The sequence below is a fragment of the Gilliamella sp. W8145 genome, from assembly GCF_016101145.1.
Lineage (GTDB): Bacteria > Pseudomonadota > Gammaproteobacteria > Enterobacterales > Orbaceae > Gilliamella > Gilliamella apis_A.
This window is the reverse complement of the sequence record NZ_JACFRC010000001.1, coordinates 1,514,927-1,535,995: the sequence shown is the minus strand read 5'-3', so window position 1 is coordinate 1,535,995 and position 21,069 is coordinate 1,514,927. Positions and strand designations below refer to the sequence as shown.

17 protein-coding genes and 1 tRNA gene are annotated in these 21,069 nt (G+C 32.2%); 5 read left to right on the top strand and 13 right to left on the bottom strand.

Annotated features, from left to right (window positions below; translation table 11 throughout):
• Positions 1 to 832: 832 nt before the first annotated feature.
• From H3T80_RS06860 to H3T80_RS06850, 3 genes are all read left to right on the top strand, one after another.
• The gene (locus tag H3T80_RS06860) at positions 833 to 1,081 is read left to right on the top strand and encodes a hypothetical protein (RefSeq protein ID WP_110447153.1); all 249 of its coding nucleotides are present in this window, start codon (positions 833 to 835) and stop codon (positions 1,079 to 1,081) included.
• A gap of 396 nt (positions 1,082 to 1,477) precedes the next feature.
• Positions 1,478 to 2,770: an HlyD family secretion protein gene (locus tag H3T80_RS06855; RefSeq protein WP_198200913.1), complete on the top strand. Its 1,293-nt coding sequence runs from the start codon at positions 1,478 to 1,480 to the stop codon at positions 2,768 to 2,770.
• Positions 2,763 to 4,874 carry a peptidase domain-containing ABC transporter gene (locus H3T80_RS06850; RefSeq protein ID WP_198200911.1) on the top strand — a complete coding sequence of 704 codons (2,112 nt, stop codon included), beginning with the start codon at positions 2,763 to 2,765 and terminating at the stop codon, positions 4,872 to 4,874. Before H3T80_RS06855 ends, H3T80_RS06850 begins: the two co-directional genes overlap by 8 nt.
• Before the next feature lie 234 nt (positions 4,875 to 5,108).
• Here H3T80_RS06850 and lepA read toward each other — a convergent pair whose 3' ends face one another.
• Positions 5,109 to 6,905, bottom strand: coding sequence for a translation elongation factor 4 (lepA, locus tag H3T80_RS06845; RefSeq protein WP_232350110.1), 1,797 nt, complete (start codon positions 6,903 to 6,905; stop codon positions 5,109 to 5,111).
• Positions 6,906 to 7,038: 133 nt separating this feature from the next.
• Here lepA and H3T80_RS06840 point away from each other — a divergent pair, with 133 nt between their 5' ends.
• Positions 7,039 to 7,470 (top strand): MerR family transcriptional regulator, encoded by a 432-nt coding sequence (locus H3T80_RS06840; RefSeq protein ID WP_158092448.1) that lies wholly within the window; start codon positions 7,039 to 7,041, stop codon positions 7,468 to 7,470.
• 268 nt (positions 7,471 to 7,738) lie between these two features.
• Here H3T80_RS06840 and H3T80_RS06835 read toward each other — a convergent pair whose 3' ends face one another.
• From H3T80_RS06835 to H3T80_RS06810, 6 genes are all read right to left on the bottom strand, one after another.
• A complete protein-coding gene (locus H3T80_RS06835) occupies positions 7,739 to 9,076 on the bottom strand; it encodes a hypothetical protein (protein WP_198200908.1) in 1,338 nt (445 codons plus the stop codon).
• Positions 9,073 to 10,887, bottom strand: coding sequence for an AAA family ATPase (locus tag H3T80_RS06830; RefSeq protein WP_198200906.1), 1,815 nt, complete (start codon positions 10,885 to 10,887; stop codon positions 9,073 to 9,075). The genes H3T80_RS06835 and H3T80_RS06830 overlap by 4 nt, the downstream gene beginning before the upstream one ends.
• Positions 10,888 to 12,105: 1,218 nt before the next feature.
• The gene (locus tag H3T80_RS06825; RefSeq protein ID WP_198200904.1) at positions 12,106 to 12,678 is read right to left on the bottom strand and encodes a hypothetical protein; all 573 of its coding nucleotides are present in this window, start codon (positions 12,676 to 12,678) and stop codon (positions 12,106 to 12,108) included.
• A 107-nt stretch (positions 12,679 to 12,785) separates the two neighbouring features.
• Positions 12,786 to 15,173, bottom strand: coding sequence for a primase-helicase zinc-binding domain-containing protein (locus H3T80_RS06820; RefSeq protein WP_198200902.1), 2,388 nt, complete (start codon positions 15,171 to 15,173; stop codon positions 12,786 to 12,788).
• A gap of 10 nt (positions 15,174 to 15,183) precedes the next feature.
• Entirely contained in the window at positions 15,184 to 15,558 is a 375-nt protein-coding gene (locus H3T80_RS06815) for a hypothetical protein (protein WP_198200901.1), read from the bottom strand.
• Positions 15,551 to 16,033, bottom strand: coding sequence for a hypothetical protein (locus H3T80_RS06810; RefSeq protein ID WP_198200900.1), 483 nt, complete (start codon positions 16,031 to 16,033; stop codon positions 15,551 to 15,553). The genes H3T80_RS06815 and H3T80_RS06810 overlap by 8 nt, the downstream gene beginning before the upstream one ends.
• 67 nt (positions 16,034 to 16,100) lie before the next feature.
• Here H3T80_RS06810 and H3T80_RS06805 point away from each other — a divergent pair, with 67 nt between their 5' ends.
• The gene (locus tag H3T80_RS06805; RefSeq protein WP_086361636.1) at positions 16,101 to 16,265 is read left to right on the top strand and encodes a YlcI/YnfO family protein; all 165 of its coding nucleotides are present in this window, start codon (positions 16,101 to 16,103) and stop codon (positions 16,263 to 16,265) included.
• A gap of 623 nt (positions 16,266 to 16,888) precedes the next feature.
• Here H3T80_RS06805 and H3T80_RS06800 read toward each other — a convergent pair.
• From H3T80_RS06800 to H3T80_RS06775, 6 genes are all read right to left on the bottom strand, one after another.
• Complete coding sequence (locus tag H3T80_RS06800; RefSeq protein ID WP_198200899.1) at positions 16,889 to 17,089, bottom strand: AlpA family transcriptional regulator; 201 nt, start codon at positions 17,087 to 17,089, stop codon at positions 16,889 to 16,891.
• A gap of 145 nt (positions 17,090 to 17,234) precedes the next feature.
• Positions 17,235 to 17,915, bottom strand: a complete 681-nt coding sequence (locus H3T80_RS06795) for a hypothetical protein (RefSeq protein ID WP_198200898.1) — start codon at positions 17,913 to 17,915, stop codon at positions 17,235 to 17,237.
• A gap of 510 nt (positions 17,916 to 18,425) precedes the next feature.
• On the bottom strand, positions 18,426 to 18,644 hold the full coding sequence (locus tag H3T80_RS06790) for a DNA-packaging protein (RefSeq protein WP_255547868.1): 219 nt from the start codon (positions 18,642 to 18,644) through the stop codon (positions 18,426 to 18,428).
• 12 nt (positions 18,645 to 18,656) lie between these two features.
• On the bottom strand, positions 18,657 to 18,824 hold the full coding sequence (locus H3T80_RS06785; protein ID WP_198200896.1) for a hypothetical protein: 168 nt from the start codon (positions 18,822 to 18,824) through the stop codon (positions 18,657 to 18,659).
• Positions 18,825 to 19,544: 720 nt separating this feature from the next.
• Positions 19,545 to 20,795, bottom strand: coding sequence for an integrase domain-containing protein (locus tag H3T80_RS06780; protein ID WP_034882780.1), 1,251 nt, complete (start codon positions 20,793 to 20,795; stop codon positions 19,545 to 19,547).
• Between the two features lie 184 nt (positions 20,796 to 20,979).
• Positions 20,980 to 21,065 (bottom strand) — tRNA-Leu (locus H3T80_RS06775).
• Positions 21,066 to 21,069 lie beyond the last annotated feature (4 nt).

The following is a 21,069-nucleotide window of genomic DNA, read 5'->3' as shown; positions in this document are numbered from 1 at the left end:
TGAATATTGGATGTAGTTGTATTTTATAGATTAGTAGATAGCTTTAAGTGTTAATTATATAAATTCACTGAGTTTGTACTTTCTAAAAAGTGAGCCAATGCTTAACTTGTCCATTACATTCAAATCAATCAAATAGTCGTTTTCAATAGATCATAATTAAACATGATTTCTTATCTAGTAATATTGGATAATTTGCGTCATAAAAGAAATGCTTATTTTAATCTATTGAAAATGAAAACAGTCGAAATTTCTCGTTTAGATAGTCTTTAAATCGATTATTTAGCTTGCAAATTGACACTTTTAACGACAATTTAATATTTTTATCTGATGATATTTTATTAACTATATTGTGACTATAGTTTTTATTATGGGATAAAAAATAAAAAATTTAATAAAAAGGTCAGGCTAATTTTTGTCTAAGTTTAAATTAGCATAGCTTAGCTAGTTGCATCTGATGTATAAAAATGATCACCAAAACAGATAAAAATAAAGAAAATATACGTCACAATTTCGGTTAAAAGCGTTGTTAAGAATTTCTATTTTGGTTTCTGAATGAGAATTAACCAAATTACCTATTTTGTTACTGATTTCGTTAAAACGAGTGATTTTTAATCAGCATTGTTTGTTAACGGTTACACTAATTTGTTTGATTATTTGTCTTATTTTATTGAAATAATTAAATTATTTATAAATAAGGTTTTTTTTGTTAAAAATTGACTTGATCGGCATTTTGTTTTCTGCTTAAATAAAAAGGAATTTAAGCGATACCATGTATTAATTGGTATCGGTTAGATTTAAATTTAAAATTAATTTTTTGGAATAAGGAAAAAAAATGAAAGAATTAAACAAAGTAGAAGTTGAACAAGTATCTGGTGCTGGTTTCATCGCTGATGCAGGTGGTGCTTTAGGTAAAGGTATCGGTTGGATCATTGATGCTAAAAATCCAAACAATGGTGGTTTAGGTCAACAAGCTGGTGGCGCTTTAGGCCAAGGTATCGGTCAAATCGTTGAAGCTGGTATCGGTGCTATTAGCCAAATTATCGGTGCAGGTTTAGGCCTAATCGGTCTTGGTAAAAGATAGTAGTAGCTGATTGTCCTTAATTTATATTGTTTAAAGTGGTAAAACGGGAAGCGAGATTCGTTTCTCGTTTTATTTTGAAATGTCATCTAGTGAATTGAAACAAAGCCATCTTAAACTAAGATTTAGCAATTTTTCAATAAGTCATTATCTTTAAATTATAAAATGCCAAATTAATTTAGATGCTAGTTTTAATTATTTTAAAAATTAATTAACACTCTCTAATTGGTTTGTTTATACATTAAGAAATAGAAATATCACAGTAAAGTCGAAAATAATTAGCATATTTTCAATATGATAGTCTTATAAAAAATAAAGTTTACATACTTAACTATATAAATAGAAATAATAAATATATCGTAGCTACTTAATGGTAAGGAAAAATAGGTAACATATTGTATGGAAGATAATCGATTGTTTCGTCAAGAAGCTGTTAATTACCAAAAAGCTAAATGGATGGGAAAGGCATTATTACTTAAAGGATGTTCAGCATGGTTAGTTTTCTTATTATCAATTACTTTCATTATCATTTTAGTGCTCACGGTAATATTCGGCACCTATACTCGACGAATTAATGTCGCTGGTGAAATTACCACTCAACCCAGAGCTATTAATCTATTTGCACCACAGCAAGGTTTCATTACTAATAGTCATGTTAAAGTTGGCGATATAGTTAAAAAAGGTGATCCTATTTATGAATTAGATGTAAGTCGAACCACACAGTCAGGTAATGTAACCCAAATAACAGTTGAAGCAATTAATAATCAAATTAATAATATATCGAAAATTATTGCCACACTAACTGAAAACAAACAGATCACATTAAATGCGCTACAGCAACAAATAGACGAGTATAATAAATCCCATCAAGAATCTTTATCTTTGGTTAAAAATGCCGAAAAAGGTATGACAGATATGTATGAAAGCATGCAGAATTTTGCTGTTTACCAAAAGAAGGGACTTATTAATAATGAACAATTTAATAATCAAAGATATTTATACTATCAACAACAAAACGCCTATCAATCACTACAGAATCAAATCATTCAAGAAAAATTAGGTATTATTCAGCTCAACAGTGAATTAGTGACCAAGATAGCTGATTTTGATAACAAAATATCTGAATACCAATATCAATTAAATGATTTACAACGCCAATTAACTGAAGTTAACGCCAGAGGAATGTTAATTATAAGTGCGCCTAGTGATGGTCGTATTGAATCACTAAGTGTTACAGAAGGGCAGATGGTAAAAAATGATGATAGTCTTGCACAGATTATTCCTGCGAACACTAATGGTTATTATTTAGTGCTTTGGGTTCCTAATGATAGCGTTCCTTATATCTCGGTTAATGATAAACTTAATATTCGTTATGAAGCTTATCCATATCAAAAATTCGGTCAGTTTTCCGGTAAAATTATGTCAATATCTAAGGTGCCGGCTTCTAATCAAGAAATGTCGACTTATAGCAGTTCTCCACTATCCCAAAACACCATTAATTACCAAGCATATTACAAAGTAATGGTATCGCTTGATAAACAGCAAATGGCTAAGTTCAATAATAAAATTAAATTAACTAATGGCATGAAAGCTGATATTACTCTATTTTTAGAGAAAAGACCTATATATCAATGGATGTTATCACCTTTTTACGATATTCAGAAAAGTATTACAGGACCAATCAATGGCTAGAAATCAATTCCAGCATATACTTCAAAGTTTACATTTTGGATGGCGAAGAAAAATACCACAAATTTTGCAAACTGAAGCTGCAGAATGTGGCCTTGCTTGTTTAACTATGATTTGCCGCTATTATGGCATGAATGTCGATTTATTTAGCTTACGAAATCAGATAGGGGTTTCATCACATGGTGTCACTCTTGCTACATTAATTAATATGTCGGCTTGCGTTCAATTACAAAGCCGTCCTCTTTCTTTAGATTTAAATGAGATAAACCAGTTAAAAACACCCTGTATCTTACACTGGGATCTTAACCATTTTGTGGTATTAGTTGCCGTTAAAAGAAACAAATTTATTTTACATGATCCGGCATTTGGTCGTCGAGAAGTTGGTATAAATGAAATGTCAAAGCATTTCAGTGGGATAGCACTTGAGTTATGGCCAGATAAAGAGTTTCAACCACGTACACAACGTAGTCAGCTTAGTTTGCTAAAAATGTTGTTTCAAATTGATGGTTTAAAAGGGTTTTTAGTTAAAATTCTGTCACTATCTCTGATTATTGAATCCATTAATTTATTACTTCCGATTGGAACGCAATTGGTTATGGACCATGTAATTATCGCCAAAGATCATAGTTTATTAGGTTTAATTTGCATTGGATTATTGTTCTTTATTTTATTTAGAACTTTTATTGCGATGTTACGATCTTGGTCATCATTAGTTATGGAATCTTTAGTCGATATTCAATGGAAAGCCGGACTTTTTGGGCATCTAATGAAGTTACCTTTAGCCTATTTTGAAAAAAGAAAACTAGGTGATATACAGTCTCGTTTTGTTTCATTAGAGGTTATACGTTCAACGCTAACAAAAAGTATCGTAAGTAGTATTATTAACATTTTGATGACAATCGGTGTCTTTATCATGATGCTACTGTATGGTGGCTGGTTGGTTTGGATTGTCTGCGGTTTTACTCTAATTTATATAATATTAAGAGTGGTAACTTATCAGCGTTATCGACAAGCATCTGAAGAAAAGATTGTGAAAGAGGCCAAAGCTAATTCCCATTTTATGGAGAGTTTATATGGTATTGATACACTAAAATCATTAAAACTCACTGAGTCTAGAGCTCAATATTGGCTTAATATGAATATTGATACAACTAACGCCAATATTCGCCTAACCAAATTAGATATGATATTTAATGGTGTGAATACATTAATTATGCTGGTTGAGCAAACTTTAATATTATGGGTTGGTGCATCGCTGGTAATGAATGACAAAATGACACTTGGTATGTTTATTGCGTTTACCGCATACAGATCTCAATTTTCTGAACAAGCAGCAAATCTGATAAATATGGTATTAGATTTGAAAATGCTAAATTTACATACCGAACGATTAACCGATATTGTATTGACTAACACTGAAAACGATATTGAATCAAAAAATCAATTACCGAAAGATATCCCTGTTGAATTTGAACTGAATAATATAGCTTATCAGTATGATAACCTTTCGCAGCCTATTTTTTCTAATATAAATATGAAAATTAAGGCTGGTGAGAGTGTCGCAATTATTGGTCCATCAGGTGCAGGAAAGACAACCTTGATGAAAGTCATGAATGGCCTACTAGAACCAACTCAAGGCGAAGTTCTTATAAATGGTATTGATATTTATAAGTTTGGTGTCAATAATTATAGAGATATTGTTGGAAGTGTATTACAAAATGATAAACTTTTTGCAGGATCTATTTCTGATAATATCGCCAGTTTCGATAATGAAAAAAATCATGAATGGCTGGTTGAATGTGCTAAGCACTGTAACATCCATAATGAAATTATGAAAATGCCCATGGGATATGAAACCTTAGTCAGCGAATTAGGTAATAGTTTATCAGGTGGGCAAAAACAGCGTTTATTGATTGCTAGGGCATTATATCGTAAACCTTGCTTGTTATTTCTTGATGAAGCGACAAGTCATTTAGATGAAGATAATGAAACTAAAATTAATAATGCAATATCTTCATTAAAAATAACACGTATCATTATTGCTCATCGAACATCAACAATAGCAAGTGCCGATCGAGTGATTGATATCACATCAGTGAATCATTAAAGATCAGGATATTAGATAAGAATGAACTTAGTATGGTAAATTTTATTGCTAGTTTATCGCTAATAAAATCTAGCAATTAGTTTAATAATTTTTCTTTATATTAAAGATTAATTAATCTAAATAAAAACGCATTAAAAGATTTCACCGACGGTCGTCGGTGAAATTATCTTTTCAACCGCTGTTTATAATAAGCTAATAAGTCAATTTTAATGAGGATATCATTAGCCAATCACGCTAATGGATATCTAATACTGCATGGAATGCTTCTTGTGGAATATCAACACCACCAAATTTACGTTGCCTTATCTTATTCTCTTTAATATTTTTAGCGATTTTTTTCTTTTTCGATGCCGAACCCGAATAGCCACGACCGGTGACACTTTTACGTAAAGGTGGAATGTCTTCCCGAGCAATAACTTTATTTTCGACTACTGATTGAACCGGCATAGGATAGAGTTTACGAGGAATAACATGTTTCATCTTTTGAACAATTTGTTTACCTCGTTCAAAACTTTTATCTCGAGGTAAAATAAATGAAAATGCATCCACAATTTCATCATTCAACCAAATATCCATTTTTACCAAATCCGATGCAATATAACTTCTATCACGATAATCTATAGATGCATAGCCATGAGTAATCGATTTAAGTGAATCATAAAAATTGTATGCAATCTCTGAAATTGGCAGTTTAAAGGTCAACTCTGCCATTTTATTATTCAGATAAATCATATCGACGTAGATACCTCGTTTTTCCTGACAAAGTTCCATAATTTCGCCAATATTTTCCATAGGAATAATAATTGCTGCATCTATAAATGGTTCTTCAATATAGTCAATTTTTTCAAAACTCGGTAACAACATAGGATTATTAACATTGATGATTTCACTATTTTTTAATGTTACACGGTATTCAACACTAGGAAAGGTAGAGAGAATTTCGATACCATATTCTCTTTCAAGTCTTTCTTGAATAATCTCCATATGTAAAATGCCTAAAAAACCACAACGGAATCCTGCGCCAAGGGCCATTGAGTTTTCTTGTTTATAAATAAATGCAGAATCATTTAGGGATAATTTTTCAACCGCATCTTTAAGTTTTTCTTGGTCTTCATTTTTTATTGGAAATAATCCAGCATAAACCATAGGTTTGACTTCTTTATAACCAGGTACTGCTTTGGTATTTGGGTGATTAGGATCAATTAGGGTATCACCGACTTTGACATTTGCGACGATTTTAATATTAGTCGAAATATATCCAACTTCACCTGCATCAAGTACATCAACAGTTTTCATTGCTGGTAAAAATACGCCAGTTTGTAATGCTTCAAATTCAATATCACTTTTGAGCATTTTAATTTTCATTCCAGTATGAATAGCACCGTTAAAAACGCGTACATGTAGCACGACACCGCGATACACATCATAATGAGAATCAAAGATTAACGCTTGCAGTTGCTTATCTTTATTAGCTTCTGGCGCAGGAATGTTTTCAACGATTGATTCTAAAATATTATCAACTCCTACGCCGGTTTTAGCTGAAGCTAAAATAACTTTATCTAAGTTAATGCCATCTAACTCTTCGATTTCTTTAATCACGCTGTCAACATCCGCATTTGGCATATCGACTTTATTGATAACTGGAATAATAGTTAAATTCTGCTCTTGAGCCAGTTTTAAATTAGCGATTGTTTGTGCTTGTACGCCTTGAGTTGCATCAACTAGCAACAAAGCTCCTTCACAAGCAGCTAAACTGCGCGAAACTTCATAATTAAAATCAGTATGTCCAGGGGTATCGATGAGATTAAGCTCATATTCAATATTATTTGAAGCTTTATAGTACATGCGTACGGTTTGTAACTTAATTGTAATACCACGTTCTCTTTCAAGATCCATGTTATCTAATAATTGCTCTTTCATATCACGTTCAGAGACAGTATTGGTCATCTCAATTAATCTATCTGCCAGTGTTGATTTACCGTGATCGATATGGGCAATAATACAAAAATTTCTTATATTATTTGGGTTCATGTTAATTTCTCCCATACTTTTCTTAACTGTTGGCGTGAACTATAATGGTTAGAGTAACTCTAAGTCAAGTTTGGTCAAATTGTCATACTTGCTAATCTATTTAATTGATTTTTATGAAAACATGGGTATAAATATGGTAAATATAAATGATTGTATTGCATCAATTGCACAAAATGGGGAATTAAACCAAACACCTAAATACTCTGTGACTAAAGCAGCTAAAATGTTAGGCTTATCTGTGCATACATTAAGGTATTATGATTCATTAAATTTATTTCCATTTTTGCAACGTGACCAGAATGAAAAACGGCTTTTTTCTGATGCCGACTTACAGTGGGCAAAGCTAATTGAATGTTTACGTAACGCGAATATGTCAATTAAAGATGTTCAACACTATGTCAAGCTGTGTCTTAAAGGTGATGAAACATTGGATGAGCGCCTAACTATCATTAATCAACAAGAAAAGATATTAATCGATACTATAACTCAACTAAATGAGCAATTGGCTTTATTGAGATTTAAAAAACAATACTATAAAGCCGCTCATCAAACAACAAATAACTAAGCTTTTCCAATGAAAACTTTTCCTATGAAAAAATTTTGAGGAAAGGGGTTTTTGCTTCTTTCCCCATTCCGGTTTATTTTATAACCGTTTCCTGACTAATTAAATGTTCGTAAGATGGTATAGACTTCTCAATTATTTTTACAACAAACCAATAAATTAAAATAACCGTTATCTAAAAGCAATTAGGGAATTAACTGCTAAAAATTGTGAAGAATTTGGAACGAATACTATTTAGTATTAATATGGTAAAAGAATAAAGCTACTTTTATTAAAGTATCTCAGGAAGCTTAATTCCTAATTTGTAGATATTAACATAGCCTGATTCTTTTTTTAGTTTTTGTATATTAGACTTAGGTATTTCATTTTGATCATCTAAAATAAAGTGGTTAATCGTAAAATCTTCATCGCTCTTCTGATGAGAATATATAATTAAACAATCTATATTTTGTCGATAATCTGTTACTTTTAATTCTTTATAGACTTTTTCAATTCTTGCATAACCACTTATTTGTCTAATGTCATCAATAATTACTGATTGATTGTGGTATTTAGGTTTATATTTAGTATCAATTACAAATTTGAAATCTGCTTGGTTGGTAAATTTTAAGATAAAATCTAATTCCTGATATTTTGCTTTATAGTGATATTTTACTTCCTTTGATGTAAATATATTTCTCAGTTTTTTATAAACATATAATTCAAACAATTTACTCATATCAATCCAGAAAGGTGGGGTCATGATTCGTTGTTGTTCGGTATTACTAATATTGTAGGCGTAACGTTTCAAAATCAGTAATGCTAATTTGATCGCTTGATCATACTCTTTATATAACGGATTACTTCTGAAGGTTTTTATTTTTGTTATATCAATATCATCAGATACCTGCTCAAAAGCAGGGTGAATGTAATTAATCCACTGCAATAATGGTGTTTTATCAAATCCGTTTTCAAATTTTTGAATGACGCGTTGGGAAAAACGATAGGCTTTTTTTAGAATTTTATTTTCATCACAATTAACGCCAAATTCTTGATATTGGCAGATTGTGTTAATTTTTTTACCACTAACTAAATTCTGTTTGATATTTTTACTGACAAGAATTTTTCCTTTTACGCGGGCATTAAGATTTTCGATTTTAGAATAATAAGATTTTTTTAAGCCTTTTTTTACAATTTGTTTCATAACTTTAAGAAACAGGGCTATTAAGAACGGAGAAAGTAAATCTTGCTTTTGTGTTATTGGGATATGAGGTTTATCAAAATAAATATATAACAAATCATCTAGATGCTTTAGATTTTCGGGCTCTTCAATCGCATCTAACAACATTCGCATATAATCAATCTGCGTTGATTCATTATTTAATTTTGGTTGTATATATATTGGGAGTTTATTTTCAACAATCCAATTGATACCAACAAAATAAGACGTTTTGAAATAGAATAACTCTTTCTCGCAATTTATTGAGTAGCAGGACTGTTTTTCACCTTTTCGCAAAACTTGGTATTCGTATGAGTCTTTTTCCTTTAAAATAGCAATATAATTGTCACACGCATTAATACAGTGATCTTGTTTTAAAAGTCCATCATACTGTTCAAAAAGTTCAATCATGGTTGATTCGAGTATTTATTTTCGATTTCTTTAATTTTAGCTTTTACACCATCGACATCTTTAAAAATGCCATCCTTTATATATTCCTTCAAAATAGGAATTATTTCATATTGAAGGCGTGTTTGAGTTATATCCTTTTCATCTTTACCATTTATTATAAAGTAGCTTTGCCCTAACCAAACATCTTCAACTCGAAATTCATCAGACAAATATATTGATGGATTCAATATTTTATTTTTTTCATATTCTTCATAACTTTTAATAAATAATTCAGAAATATCTATGAATAAATCCTTTTTAAAATTGGCTTGTAAAGATGTTGGTAATATGTCAATAAATGCAAAACGACGACGAATAGCATAATCAATCTGTCCAACACTGCGATCAGCAGTATTCATTGTGCCAATAATATAAAGATTAGGAGGAATGGTTAGCCTATTATCATCATTAACCGCATACATACTTTCGACTTGTTCGCCGCGATACTCTAGTGCATAAATTAATTCGCCCAATACAGCAGGAAGATTTGCTCGGTTTATTTCATCAATGATCAAAATATATTTTTTTTCAGGATCAGCCGATGCTTTTTTAGCCATTTCTATAAATAGTTTATCTCTCGTAATATATTGAGGTTGGCCATTTTCTGTTTTTACTTCAATTCCTCGCACAAAGTCTTCATAGGTATAGGCAGAATGAAATTGGATGAGTTTAAATTGTTTATGAGATTGTAAATTAGATGCTTGCTTATTTTTATCTAAAGAGACCTTGTCAAAAATGAGTTGTTCAGCAATATTTTTTGCTGTATAGGTCTTTCCAGTTCCAGGAGCACCTTGAAGGATAATTTGTTGTTTATTTTTGAGTAACTCAATATATTTTTTTAAATCATTCATATCATTAACGTTTTCTATATTTTCTTTAAATAGATAATTTAATATATATCCGGGAATAGTTTGTGACTTAAATAGTGTCCCAAAAGGCGGCCATTTAGTTTCTGGTTCAGTAATCTTTAAGTCCGAAGATTTAATATACTCATTTTTAGTCGCATCATAGCTAAGCCAAGCAACATCTACATAGTGTGAATAGAAACAACGGTTATTTTGTTCATCTTCTCCTGCAAAATGAATATTTTTTTTATATCGGTAGGAAGATAGCGCAACACCAATACCCCATAATCCATGATTATTGTTTGTAGTGCAAATTATATCGCCATATTTGATATCTTTTATATTTTTAAATGCTTGAATTGCTGGTGATTTTTCCGGATAAGAATTTTTTATTTCTTCAGCTGTAGAATTAGAATAATCTTCATCTTTCCAACCAATAGCCATAATCTCATTGTTCAAAAAACTATTCCATGCTTTTTTTTTGAATTTAGGACAATGAGTCGGAGAAATAAAATAACAAGCGCTATTAGCATTAAAATCAGAAAGGTCAATATTATTTGGTACAAAGAATTTTGTTTTCTCTATTTCTTTTTGCATAAATGGGCTAATAAATTTTTGAAATTGATTAATTAAAAATTCATTATCCTCTATTTTTGAATAAAGTAATCGTTTTGATAAAATTTTATTTGTCTGCCTGCCATCTTTATTCTTATTATTTTTATGGATTTCAATGGAATTGTTTTTATAACCTACGAAACGGCTTGGTCCAAAAAATAGTTTGTTGCCAATTTTTTCAACAGCAAACCATACCCCATTGTTATAAAGATCTAAAACGTCAGTCTTGTTATTGCCACTAATCAAACTGCGATAAAGGGTTAGAAAATTTTTGATAACATCACTTCTTTTTTCTACGAATTCTTCTTGCATAGCATCTGGTCTTCAACAGCTAGGAAACAATATCGAAAATTATATAATCTTATATATGATTATATAAGAATAAGATTGTTTATAAGCAAAGGCAATATTTTTGTGTAGTTAATATAATTTTGTATCTTGAAAGGATTTAGACTTCATTTATGGGATGTAAATTATTAGTAAATTGTAGATAGGCTATACTAATTCATACCAGTTTTATAACGTTATTCTTATGATAAATTAAAAATAAAAAGTTGATTTGTCTTGAACAATAATTTATTTGCCTTGTTAACCACAGCATTAAAAATGAGACTGTATTTATTTTTTTATTCTAAATAAAGAAAAATATAAATAAAAAAACATGATAGAGAGTATACCAAAAGTAATACCTCATATTGAAAAAGTCTTAACAAACTTCCAATGGTGGATTGTTTATCTTTTTTTTGAGCCATTGCTATCTGAATTAATGAACTTTGAAACAGTCCTTCACCTAAACCATAGCTCATAGTAGCTATAACATAATTAAAGACTGAAATATTAAAACTTATAAATAAAAGTAAGGCGAAAGCAAATAGCATAAACGGTAAAGCATAAATTAGTATTATTTTATTACCACTTGAATTTATGATTTTTTGGGCAAAGACATTTAACTGTTTCTTATTTATTATTTAAGGGTTGTTTTTCCTAATCATATAACTAAAAATTACTGATAGTAAATGTATCTTACTGATGCTTAATGAATAACAAAATAGGCTTTAAGCCTTATGTTTGTAGGTTTTGATGTGTTTTAAAGGATTTAAAAGAATGTTAATGAATATTGAATTGGTGCGTGGGCGGGACTTGAAAAGCAAGTGTTTAAATCATTTTTCATAAAGCATTGTGTTTGTTTCTTCTGTTTGCCGTACCCCCATTTGTACCCCCAAAATAAAAACTGACCCCCAATATTAGGTATTTTAATCTTGCCAAATTGAAAGGTTAAAAATTGGTTTTAGAATTTTGACGGTGTAAAAATTTATCTAGGTGAGCGGTATCCGTTAATTATGTTTTAGATTTTTATACCTCCCCCCCCATAAAAATAAAATTTTATAAAAAAGTGTTCACGGTGTTCACTACTTGCTTGAAGCCTTATTATAAAAGGGTTTGAGCGGTGTATACTTGAATATTTACTATTCACAAGTGTACACTTTAGGTGTTCACCACAAGATAAATAATGGATTAATTTAGATCTAGCTATATATGTTTAGCTAAATATTCCACCATTTCTTTATTATTTAAAAAAGCATAAAATCTTTTTGCTAAGGCTTTTATTCCTGTATATCGTTTTGCTTCACTAAGTTGTTTTTCGGCACAATAACAATTAAGACCATCATACATATCAAAGTAATCATAATAGATAAAAAGCCAATAGTGCTTTATTCGATGAAAATATCTGTTTCCAAATTCTATATATTTAAATACAAAACTATGAAGAAGATCGCCAATATCTTTTAAACTATTACATATCATAATTTTTTGGCTAAAAAGTCTCATGAAAACTAAACAGCTATAATTAATGCTTGGTATAGAAATATTTTTTTCGGAAAGATATCTTTTTAAGTACGTCATAACCTCATCGCTATCTATTTTTTTATCAAGTCCCAAAGAAGCAATAATCAATAGTATTTCTGAATCATCACCTTGCATAACTTGTTTTTCAGCCCAATCAATTATTAGGCCACTAGAATAAAAATATTCTGATGGTGAACCATAATATTGATTAAATCTATAAAGCGATAAAATTTCATCGAGAGATAAATTGCTCAATTTTAAAACCTTTTATTTATAAAAAAATACCCATTAAATGTATCTTATCTTACATAAATGAACAACAAAAAACCGCCCAAATTAGGCGGTTCATCGGTTAACAAATATTAACAACGAGCTAGTTCTTCAGCTTTGGGTAGCCAATCTTGACTAGTATTGATATTAAGCTCTACGTTGGTCCTCATCCCTTTATTTGCTCTTTTACGCATGTAGTCTTTACCGTTTTCTTTCATTGCATAATTAAGCGATGTGCCAAATTGCGTTAGTGATAGCGGATTGTTTAAACCTGTATTGCGGATGTATTCAATATAAGCATGGTATAAATATTTTCGGGGGTTAAAGGGCATTATTCCCATATTGCCAATAAACATACCATTGGGATAATCAAGCGCATCAAGATAACTACAAAAATCTACCAAGTGGTCGGATTCGCGTTTAATCGCCGTCGCTTCGTCTGATTGTTGTTGCTGGTGTAGTCTTTCTTTAGCTTCTGCTGGACTGGTAAACTCATTTAATAGCAACCTCACAATTGAGGGGAGTTCTTGCTCTATTTTGCTAACCAAGTTTAAGTCTCGTTCTTTTTCAGGGATAACCTCGCCAAAGTGAAAGATAACCCGACGCCGTGATATACCGCCGTTACGCTCGTTAAATCTCATTGCCTCGTTATTGATAACCAAGACTACCGCAGGGATTTTACAAGAATAGGGTTGCTTGTGTTTTGGGTCTATTGCGACTTCATCACCGCCAGTAATTGCTTTTAATCCTGCGCCACTGCCAATATATCGCGGTTGGTCTGGTAAAATGATAAGAGAGTAACCAACTACTAAGGCCCTATCTCTTGCCTTTTCCAGTGATTCCATTGTGCCTATAACAGTGTTATTCTTGCCCGATAACATAGTTGCGATTTCAGCAAAAACACTTTTACCGCTACCGCCTGCGCCTGTAACCTCTAAGAATAATTGCCAGTCATGACGATTAGCCAATATCATATATAGCGCGGCTAAGATATTTTTAGCCTTATCTTGATTGCCTGATGCTCTTTTTAGCCATTTAGCGAAGTTTGGCGCGTGAGTATCAAAAGATTCATTTTCTTTGGCAGGGTAGTAATCAATATCATTACTGACTAATAACCAATCTTGCTTATTGTGAGGTCTAAAGGTTTGGCTTTTTAGCTCATATACGCCATTTTTAAAGCAGATTAAATCTTTCTGAGGTGTTCCCATTATAGGCAGTGATAACCTGAGCGATTCAACCGCTGAGCTAATTCGCATAGGGTTAAATGGCTCGCCTGATTGAGTGAATAAATCGGCTAGCGTTCGCATTAACAGTTTATCGCTTATAGGTTGCCATGCGTTATCTTGATAGTGATAGATTTCATCGGTAGTTAAATTAATGGCGAGGTTATGGTTATAATGCTCTTTTAACAATTCAGCGCGCTGACTGGATGCCATTTGTGATAAATTCATGTTTTGGGTTTCAACTTTTTTCAAGTTTTGGTTGTTATTATTTGTTAAGGTTTGAACGTTAATTTTTGATAAGTTTTTATCGAATAAAACTGAAGTTTTCTGAAGTCCAAACTGTTGTCTATAATCATCAAAATCACATTTATAATCAGTGTCAGGGATTGTGTAATAACCGTTAATCGCAGTAGCCGCTTCTATCGCTTTTTCTTTACCTGTGTTTTTATGACTACCTATATCATTATCACCAGCGATGATAATATTTGCTTTAAAATTAACCTCACGGACAGCTTTAGCCACATGAATAAGATTACCTGCATCAATAGCTGATATCACCAGTGACCGATGGCGGAATTCCGCTATCGATATACCTGTGGCTAATCCCTCGCAAATAATAATCTCGGAAGCTGTGAGTAATTCTTTTTTTACCTCGTCAGGTCTGCCCAAATTTGGGCTGACCCATATAAAAGCGCCTTTTTTATTTGAGCTTTTCATTAAGTGCTTACTGCCGTCAGGCTCGATAAATTGACCACCTGCGTATTCATTATGAAGATTCAGAATGGGCACAAAAATGCGCCCGTTATCTAACAAAGGTAAATCAAAGGTTAACCCTTTCTCGGTCAGGTATTGAGATTGTCCTAATGTTGCTTTAGATAGTAAATACTCGACCTTTTTACATACGGGATTATCTGGTATGTTATCGTTATGCAATTGTTCGGATTCTATTTTTCTAAATGCGAGATTTTCCCGTATTTGGTTATTCTTATTAGACAGATTTAAACACTCCACTACTTTACTCGATGCTTCTTTAGCGTCGCATTGACAATAGTTTTTGATAAGTTCTAAGCCGTCACCGCTACCACATTGATTGCAGATATAAGTACCGCGCCCATTTTTATTATCAAATCTAAATCTATCTTTACCACCACAGACAGGACAAGAGCAATGTTTGCCATTACCCACTTCAATACCTAATGATTGAAAGATATAATCCCATTTACCTACCGCTTGGGTGGTAATTTCATTTATTCTCATTACCGCCCCCTTAATGGATTGTCCCGTTAGATTCAGCTTTGATATCTTCGACTAAATCAATAAACAATGTTGAAAGTAATTCTTGCCCGAATGGAGTTAATGAAATAGGTTTATCTGCGCTTTCTGTGTACATATCTTTCAACATTCCATAAGTGCGATTTAATCCATCCTTTTCTCCGAAATCCTCAATCAAGCATTGCTTAAGATTGATATCTAAACCTAAGACAATTAAATCTTTGTTAATATCAATCTTAGTGCCTTCATGAATAAATACCTGACTATCATTTTTGTTAATCTGCTCAATTAAAAACAGACTTGCTACTATCGCCATAGTTGAATCAACGATGATATGGTGGATTGCGGTTATTTTATTGTTATTATTCATTATCTTTAACTTCCTTATGATTAAGTTTATCGTCAAGTAAATTAATTTGATTGGAAGCAAAGCAAACAATGTTTTTTAATTGTGCTAACAGGTAACCAATGTCGCGTGTATCGTCTTTAAATTGTTGTTCCTCATATTCTTCACATTCAGAAGCCCAAAATAACAAATTACCAATAGCACCGATTCCCCATAGAATTGATTGTCTGAGTTCCTCTAAGTGTGCTTTTGCGTGTAATAAGTTATGTGGTTGGATATCAGCCTGATATAAATTCAAGACGGATAAAAGGTTAGATAGGTCATATTGCCCATTTTTAGGGCATAGGGTATCATTATTATTAGCCATAATCATTACCTCATTTAATGGTTTGGTTAGATCCCTCGATAGTGTTGGTAGCACTTCGGGGGATTGTTTTTTAGCACCACAAAATTCGCTTGGTGCATAAACACTATAAAATAAAGTGCATAAACACGTCAATGCTTTTTCTAAACAATTTTTTAATGTATAGTGTTTGAACACTAAATTGATTAGGATTTTTTTACTAATGGCAACGGGATACAAAAATAATAAATCTTTTACCAAAGGAATTCGCTTTCCACACGAGCTAATAGAAAAAATAGATGAGCAATCCCAAAAAGAGAACACCAACTTTTCAGCTTGGGTTATTTCTGCTTGTCGAGAAAAACTCACCAAACCAAATAAGAAATAATTTACTAGCTTAATACCACTTTTTGGTGGTATTTGTTTTCTTGGTTTCCTTTTTATGGACTGACAAAACTTAGTTATTAGTATTCTGCTTTCCCTTTTTATGGACATGCAAAACCATTTTTTAAAATTCAACCTCATGCAATGAGTTTTCCGATGCATACGCGCGCGCGTAGTGATATCAATAAAATCTTTCCTAACGTGTCGGAAAATTGCACCGTAACGCTTCACAGGGCGATTATTTAAGGATTGGGTATACATCTGTATTGCTAGGTTGTTATATAAGCTTGTAGTCATGATTTAGCCCTCTAACGTGTCCTTAAATTATTAATCGTTTTATTAGTGGCGATTAAGTCAAATTTGGATTGCTCCAATTCAATATCATTATTTTTAATACTTAAATCTGTCATTTTTCATCTCTCTTAACGTGTCAGAAAATTCCCCCTTTTAGCTAAATTTAGGCAAGGGAAAACCGTAACGAATTTTTTCGCTTTGCTTTAAAATCAATTAGTTAATTTGGTGTTTTAGCTAGACACTTATCGCGAGATTGGCTATCATTGGAAGCGTCATTATTCCAGTGTTAGCCCTTTATCATTTCGCGATATAAAGGGTTTTGCTTTATCACCATTAAGCCACCTCTCGACGTTCTACTCTACGAGATTCAAGCCAAGAGTAAATTTCATCAGCGCGATACCCAACGCGACGCAAGCCGATTCTGATTTTTTGGGGAAAGGTTTTATCTTTCTTTTCTAGCGTATAAAGACTAGTGTCAGATTTGAAGTGAAGTAAATTTTTAACTTCTCTTCTGGATAGGATTGCATTTGTCATTTGTTACCTCGTTATAAAAGTTATTAAAACAAGGTAACTGTAGCATTATGGTATAATTAAAATAGGTGGGTTAATTTTTTAATAGTAGTAACTTATTTAATTGAAGTATTCCTATCCATTTATATAGAAAATACAGTAAATAGGCTTACCCCTTTCTTCGTCCTACTTTTCTTAATTCGAAAGGACGCAATACTATATCAACCGCTTCTGCTAAGTTTTTAGATACTCCTTTACCAATTAAATAATCAATTACTTCTTTTTTTGTCGGAGCTGTTTGTTTATTTTCGGTATCATAAGTAGACCAAAATTGCTCAATTATCTCTTGTGTTAACTCCAATCCTTCGGAAGAGTGCTGTGTGTTATTTGGTAATTTTTTTATATTATTATCTTCTATACTGATTTCTTGAATAATAGGGGAAGGGTTTTTTTTAGCTCGATATGGAAGAACTAAGATAACATTTTCATTAGTGACCCATTGATTTAAGGAACTTCTTGTTATTATGGTGTGCCGATAAGACATTGTTTCTGTTCTATCATTTGGATCTATCTTTGTGGCGCTCATCTCATTTAGAAATTCATTATATACATATTTAGCACATATAATTGGCGTTAAAATTCCCCTTCTGATAGAGGTTTCTAACGATAGAGCATAACCATGAGCTAATTTCCATCTAGAATGATTTATTTGTTTTACTGAATCTAATCCCTCTTTAAAATCGAAGGGATCTAATCCTGCCAATAATAAAGACGCTTGCTCTATAGTAAATTCTTGTACAGCTTTCCAATGCATAACATTAGGATAATCATCACAGTAAATATGTTCCATATACCACCTTTCACGATCTAAAAAAATTTGCGCCAGTTCGTTAGGTTTGCTAATGTTCTGGCATCAGCTTAGGCGAAAATAATACTTTAATATACAGTAATATACATTATAGCACTGTATTTATATACAGTTAAGTGTTTATGATAAAATTGGCAGACTAAAATAATATTTTGAGGATAGGTAAATGAGAGATTTAATAAAAGATAATAATAAATATTTGAGCCGTCGCGCTACATCAAAATATCAGGCTCGCACGGTAGCAAGATAGTTGTAAGCTCTTTGATGGTTTTTTTAAATTCAACCCCATGAAAGGGATTTGTAAGTTGTCTTTATTATGAAGATAACTGCCTTTTATGATTAAATTTGTATCCATTTATTAAATACCTTTTTACTGGATACTTGTTTGGATACCTATATTAAATAGATTTTTAGGTATTTAAATTCCATATGAAGTGGCTCAATTTGAGCATCTAAAACTTAAGCAGGTAACAAGTTTATGCTCTTTGCTTGTCAGGTGGTTAAATCTTTTGGTGGTGGCGATACTAGTTCTATACGTATTGGTTTGGATTTGGCTATAATGCTACTTCCCATAGATTGATGATCTAATGTCTGCTTTTCAGAATAACCATGATTAGCAAGCATCAATTTGGCAATACTTGCGTTAAACTCACCTTTTAAACCTTTATTAATCAACTCCACTTCTTGGCGCGCTTTGATAAGTTCTAGCAGGTCCTTAAATTCTTAGCTTGAACTCGCATAATTATATAAACTCGACCTTGAACAGTTAGCATATAAAGCCAGTCCAGCCATAGAGGGAATGATTTCGCCATTTTTAATATAGCCCTGTTTATGCAAATACTCTTGCCCTAGTTTTAACGTGTCCTTTATCTTCGATTTTCGTCCTGCCATATTGCCACCTAACTTACTAATAATAAAGCTATTATAATCCAATAAGGCGAATTATTAGATTGTTTTCTAACGTGTCCAAAAATTCACTAAGCCAACCAAGAGGAGGGGGTAATAAATCTCTACAGCTTTAAGCCCTAAAAACCGCCCACCCTCATTCATTTTAACGCTAACCCGATTTTTTTAGTTTTTTTTAATGTTACCTTTTCCGTAATCTCCCTGTATGGTGGAAATCACCATAGAGCATTTATTCTTTTCCTCTAATAATATCTCTGGATCAACCTTAAAATCATCCTAACTTAAAATATTGATTAATAATTATTTTATTTTAATAAAAAAATGACGCTATCTAAATATATTTATATTTCAATTAGTTAATTACAGGATCAAGATTATTTTAATAATGTGTATAGTAGTGAACAGTAGTGAATACTAATGAACACCAAAAAATATATATAATAAGTATATAATATATTGATATATATAAATTAATATTAGATTGGTGAATAGTAGTGAACACTTTATATTAAAAGTTTAAGATTATGGGGAGGTAAGAATAAAAACAACCTAATAATTGGCATAGGTAAAGGGTGACATTTGAAAAAGCACCCCTCAGATATGAGGAGTGGTTTAATATAAAGTTATTGAAGTGAGTAACTCAAATTTGAGTTACGGTTTTATCGTAACCCAAATATGGGGCACGGTATGAATAGCGCGATATGGTTAATGATTAACTAGCTTTAAATTGCGGTTACCTGATAGTGAGACATTTCCTTGGCTTGCTTGCTCGACAAAGTCACCCCACCAGTCAAGCATAATACGCTTTTGATGTTCATATTCTGCTTTGTTGTAGGCTCGCCTTACTGCGTTTTTATCTACATGCGATAATGCGCTTTCAATGACATCATAATTAAAGCCTTGTTCGTTTAAAGCGGTACTAGCTAAAGCTCTTAAGCCATGCGCAACAAGCTTATCTTTATATCCCATGCGCTTTATTGCCATGTTAGCGGTTTGGCTACTCATTGGCTTGTTATAAGGCGGTCTTGCTGTTGGGAAAACAAACTCACTTTTATGATTAATAGATTTCATTATCTCAAGTATTTTTATTGCTTGCGGTGATAAGGGTATATTGTGTGGTCTATCCATTTTCATGCGTTCGGCAGGAATACTCCATAATTTTTTATCTAGATTAATTTCTTCCCACTTAGCCCCTACGGCTTCACTTGGTCGTGTTAATGTTAATAACTGCCATTCAATCACGCATCTAGTTTGCAATTCAATCTTTGCCATAGCTAAAGCTTGCATGAACTGCGGTAACTCAGTAGGGGGAATAGTTGGCTGATTTTTTACTTTCGGGCTATTAAATACGTCGGTGATTTTGGCTAGAGGGTTATTATCGATAATTCCCATATTGACAGCATAATACATTATTTCATTAATTCGCCGGCAAACTCTTTTTACTGTTTCGTATTTATTATTGTTATTTAATGGCTGTAATGCGTTAATCGCTTTGATAGCTGTTACTTGGTTTATTGGAATATCTTTTATATAAGGGAAAACATGATTTTCTAATGAACGCCAAGCCTTTTTGAGCGTTTGTTCTTCTAAACCTTGTTCTGTTTTGAATTTGAACCATTTCTCAGCCATAGCGTAAAAGGTATTATTACAAGCTTCTTGCTTACGTTGTTCTTGTTCCGCTTTGTGATGTTGTGGATCTATCCCTTGCTTTATTAATTCTCGCGCTTCATCTCGTTGTTTTCGCGCTTGTTGTAGCGATGTTTCTGGGTATTTACCGAAAGATAATAATGTCTCTTTATGTGATATTGGCTTTTTATATTTAAATCGCCATAATTTAACCCCTGTCGGTTTAACTAACAAAAAAAGACCTCCACCATCAAAATACTTTTTATCCTTACTAGTGGCTTTTAATGCTTTTATTTGTGTGTCAGTTAAGGGAGTAGTTTTTACAGCCATTTTTCACCTTTGGGGGTACGCAATAATAGGGTATTTAATTATACCCCCAAATATACCCCCATTATTTTTGGTTGTAAATGTACCTTACTGATACTTAATGGGCAATAAAATAGACTTTAAGGCTTGTTATTACTGGGTTTGGTGTGCTTTGCAGGGTTTAAAAGAATGTTAATGAATATTGAATTGGTGCCGTGGGCGGGACTTGAACCCGCATGCCCTTAGAGCACTACCCCCTCAAGATAGCGTGTCTACCAATTTCACCACCACGGCGCCG

Excerpts from the sequence above, each read along its gene's own strand:
- H3T80_RS06860 (WP_110447153.1), top strand. The coding sequence starts at position 833 with ATGAAAGAATTAAACAAAGTAGAAGTTGAACAAGTATCTGGTGCTGGT.
- H3T80_RS06855 (WP_198200913.1), top strand. The coding sequence starts at position 1,478 with ATGGAAGATAATCGATTGTTTCGTCAAGAAGCTGTTAATTACCAAAAA.
- H3T80_RS06850 (WP_198200911.1), top strand. The coding sequence starts at position 2,763 with ATGGCTAGAAATCAATTCCAGCATATACTTCAAAGTTTACATTTTGGA.
- lepA (WP_232350110.1), bottom strand. The coding sequence starts at position 6,905 with ATGAACCCAAATAATATAAGAAATTTTTGTATTATTGCCCATATCGAT.
- H3T80_RS06840 (WP_158092448.1), top strand. The coding sequence starts at position 7,039 with ATGGTAAATATAAATGATTGTATTGCATCAATTGCACAAAATGGGGAA.
- H3T80_RS06835 (WP_198200908.1), bottom strand. The coding sequence starts at position 9,076 with ATGATTGAACTTTTTGAACAGTATGATGGACTTTTAAAACAAGATCAC.
- H3T80_RS06830 (WP_198200906.1), bottom strand. The coding sequence starts at position 10,887 with ATGCAAGAAGAATTCGTAGAAAAAAGAAGTGATGTTATCAAAAATTTT.
- H3T80_RS06820 (WP_198200902.1), bottom strand. The coding sequence starts at position 15,173 with ATGAGAATAAATGAAATTACCACCCAAGCGGTAGGTAAATGGGATTAT.
- H3T80_RS06815 (WP_198200901.1), bottom strand. The coding sequence starts at position 15,558 with ATGAATAATAACAATAAAATAACCGCAATCCACCATATCATCGTTGAT.
- H3T80_RS06805 (WP_086361636.1), top strand. The coding sequence starts at position 16,101 with ATGGCAACGGGATACAAAAATAATAAATCTTTTACCAAAGGAATTCGC.
- H3T80_RS06800 (WP_198200899.1), bottom strand. The coding sequence starts at position 17,089 with ATGACAAATGCAATCCTATCCAGAAGAGAAGTTAAAAATTTACTTCAC.
- H3T80_RS06795 (WP_198200898.1), bottom strand. The coding sequence starts at position 17,915 with ATGGAACATATTTACTGTGATGATTATCCTAATGTTATGCATTGGAAA.
- H3T80_RS06785 (WP_198200896.1), bottom strand. The coding sequence starts at position 18,824 with ATGGCAGGACGAAAATCGAAGATAAAGGACACGTTAAAACTAGGGCAA.
- H3T80_RS06780 (WP_034882780.1), bottom strand. The coding sequence starts at position 20,795 with ATGGCTGTAAAAACTACTCCCTTAACTGACACACAAATAAAAGCATTA.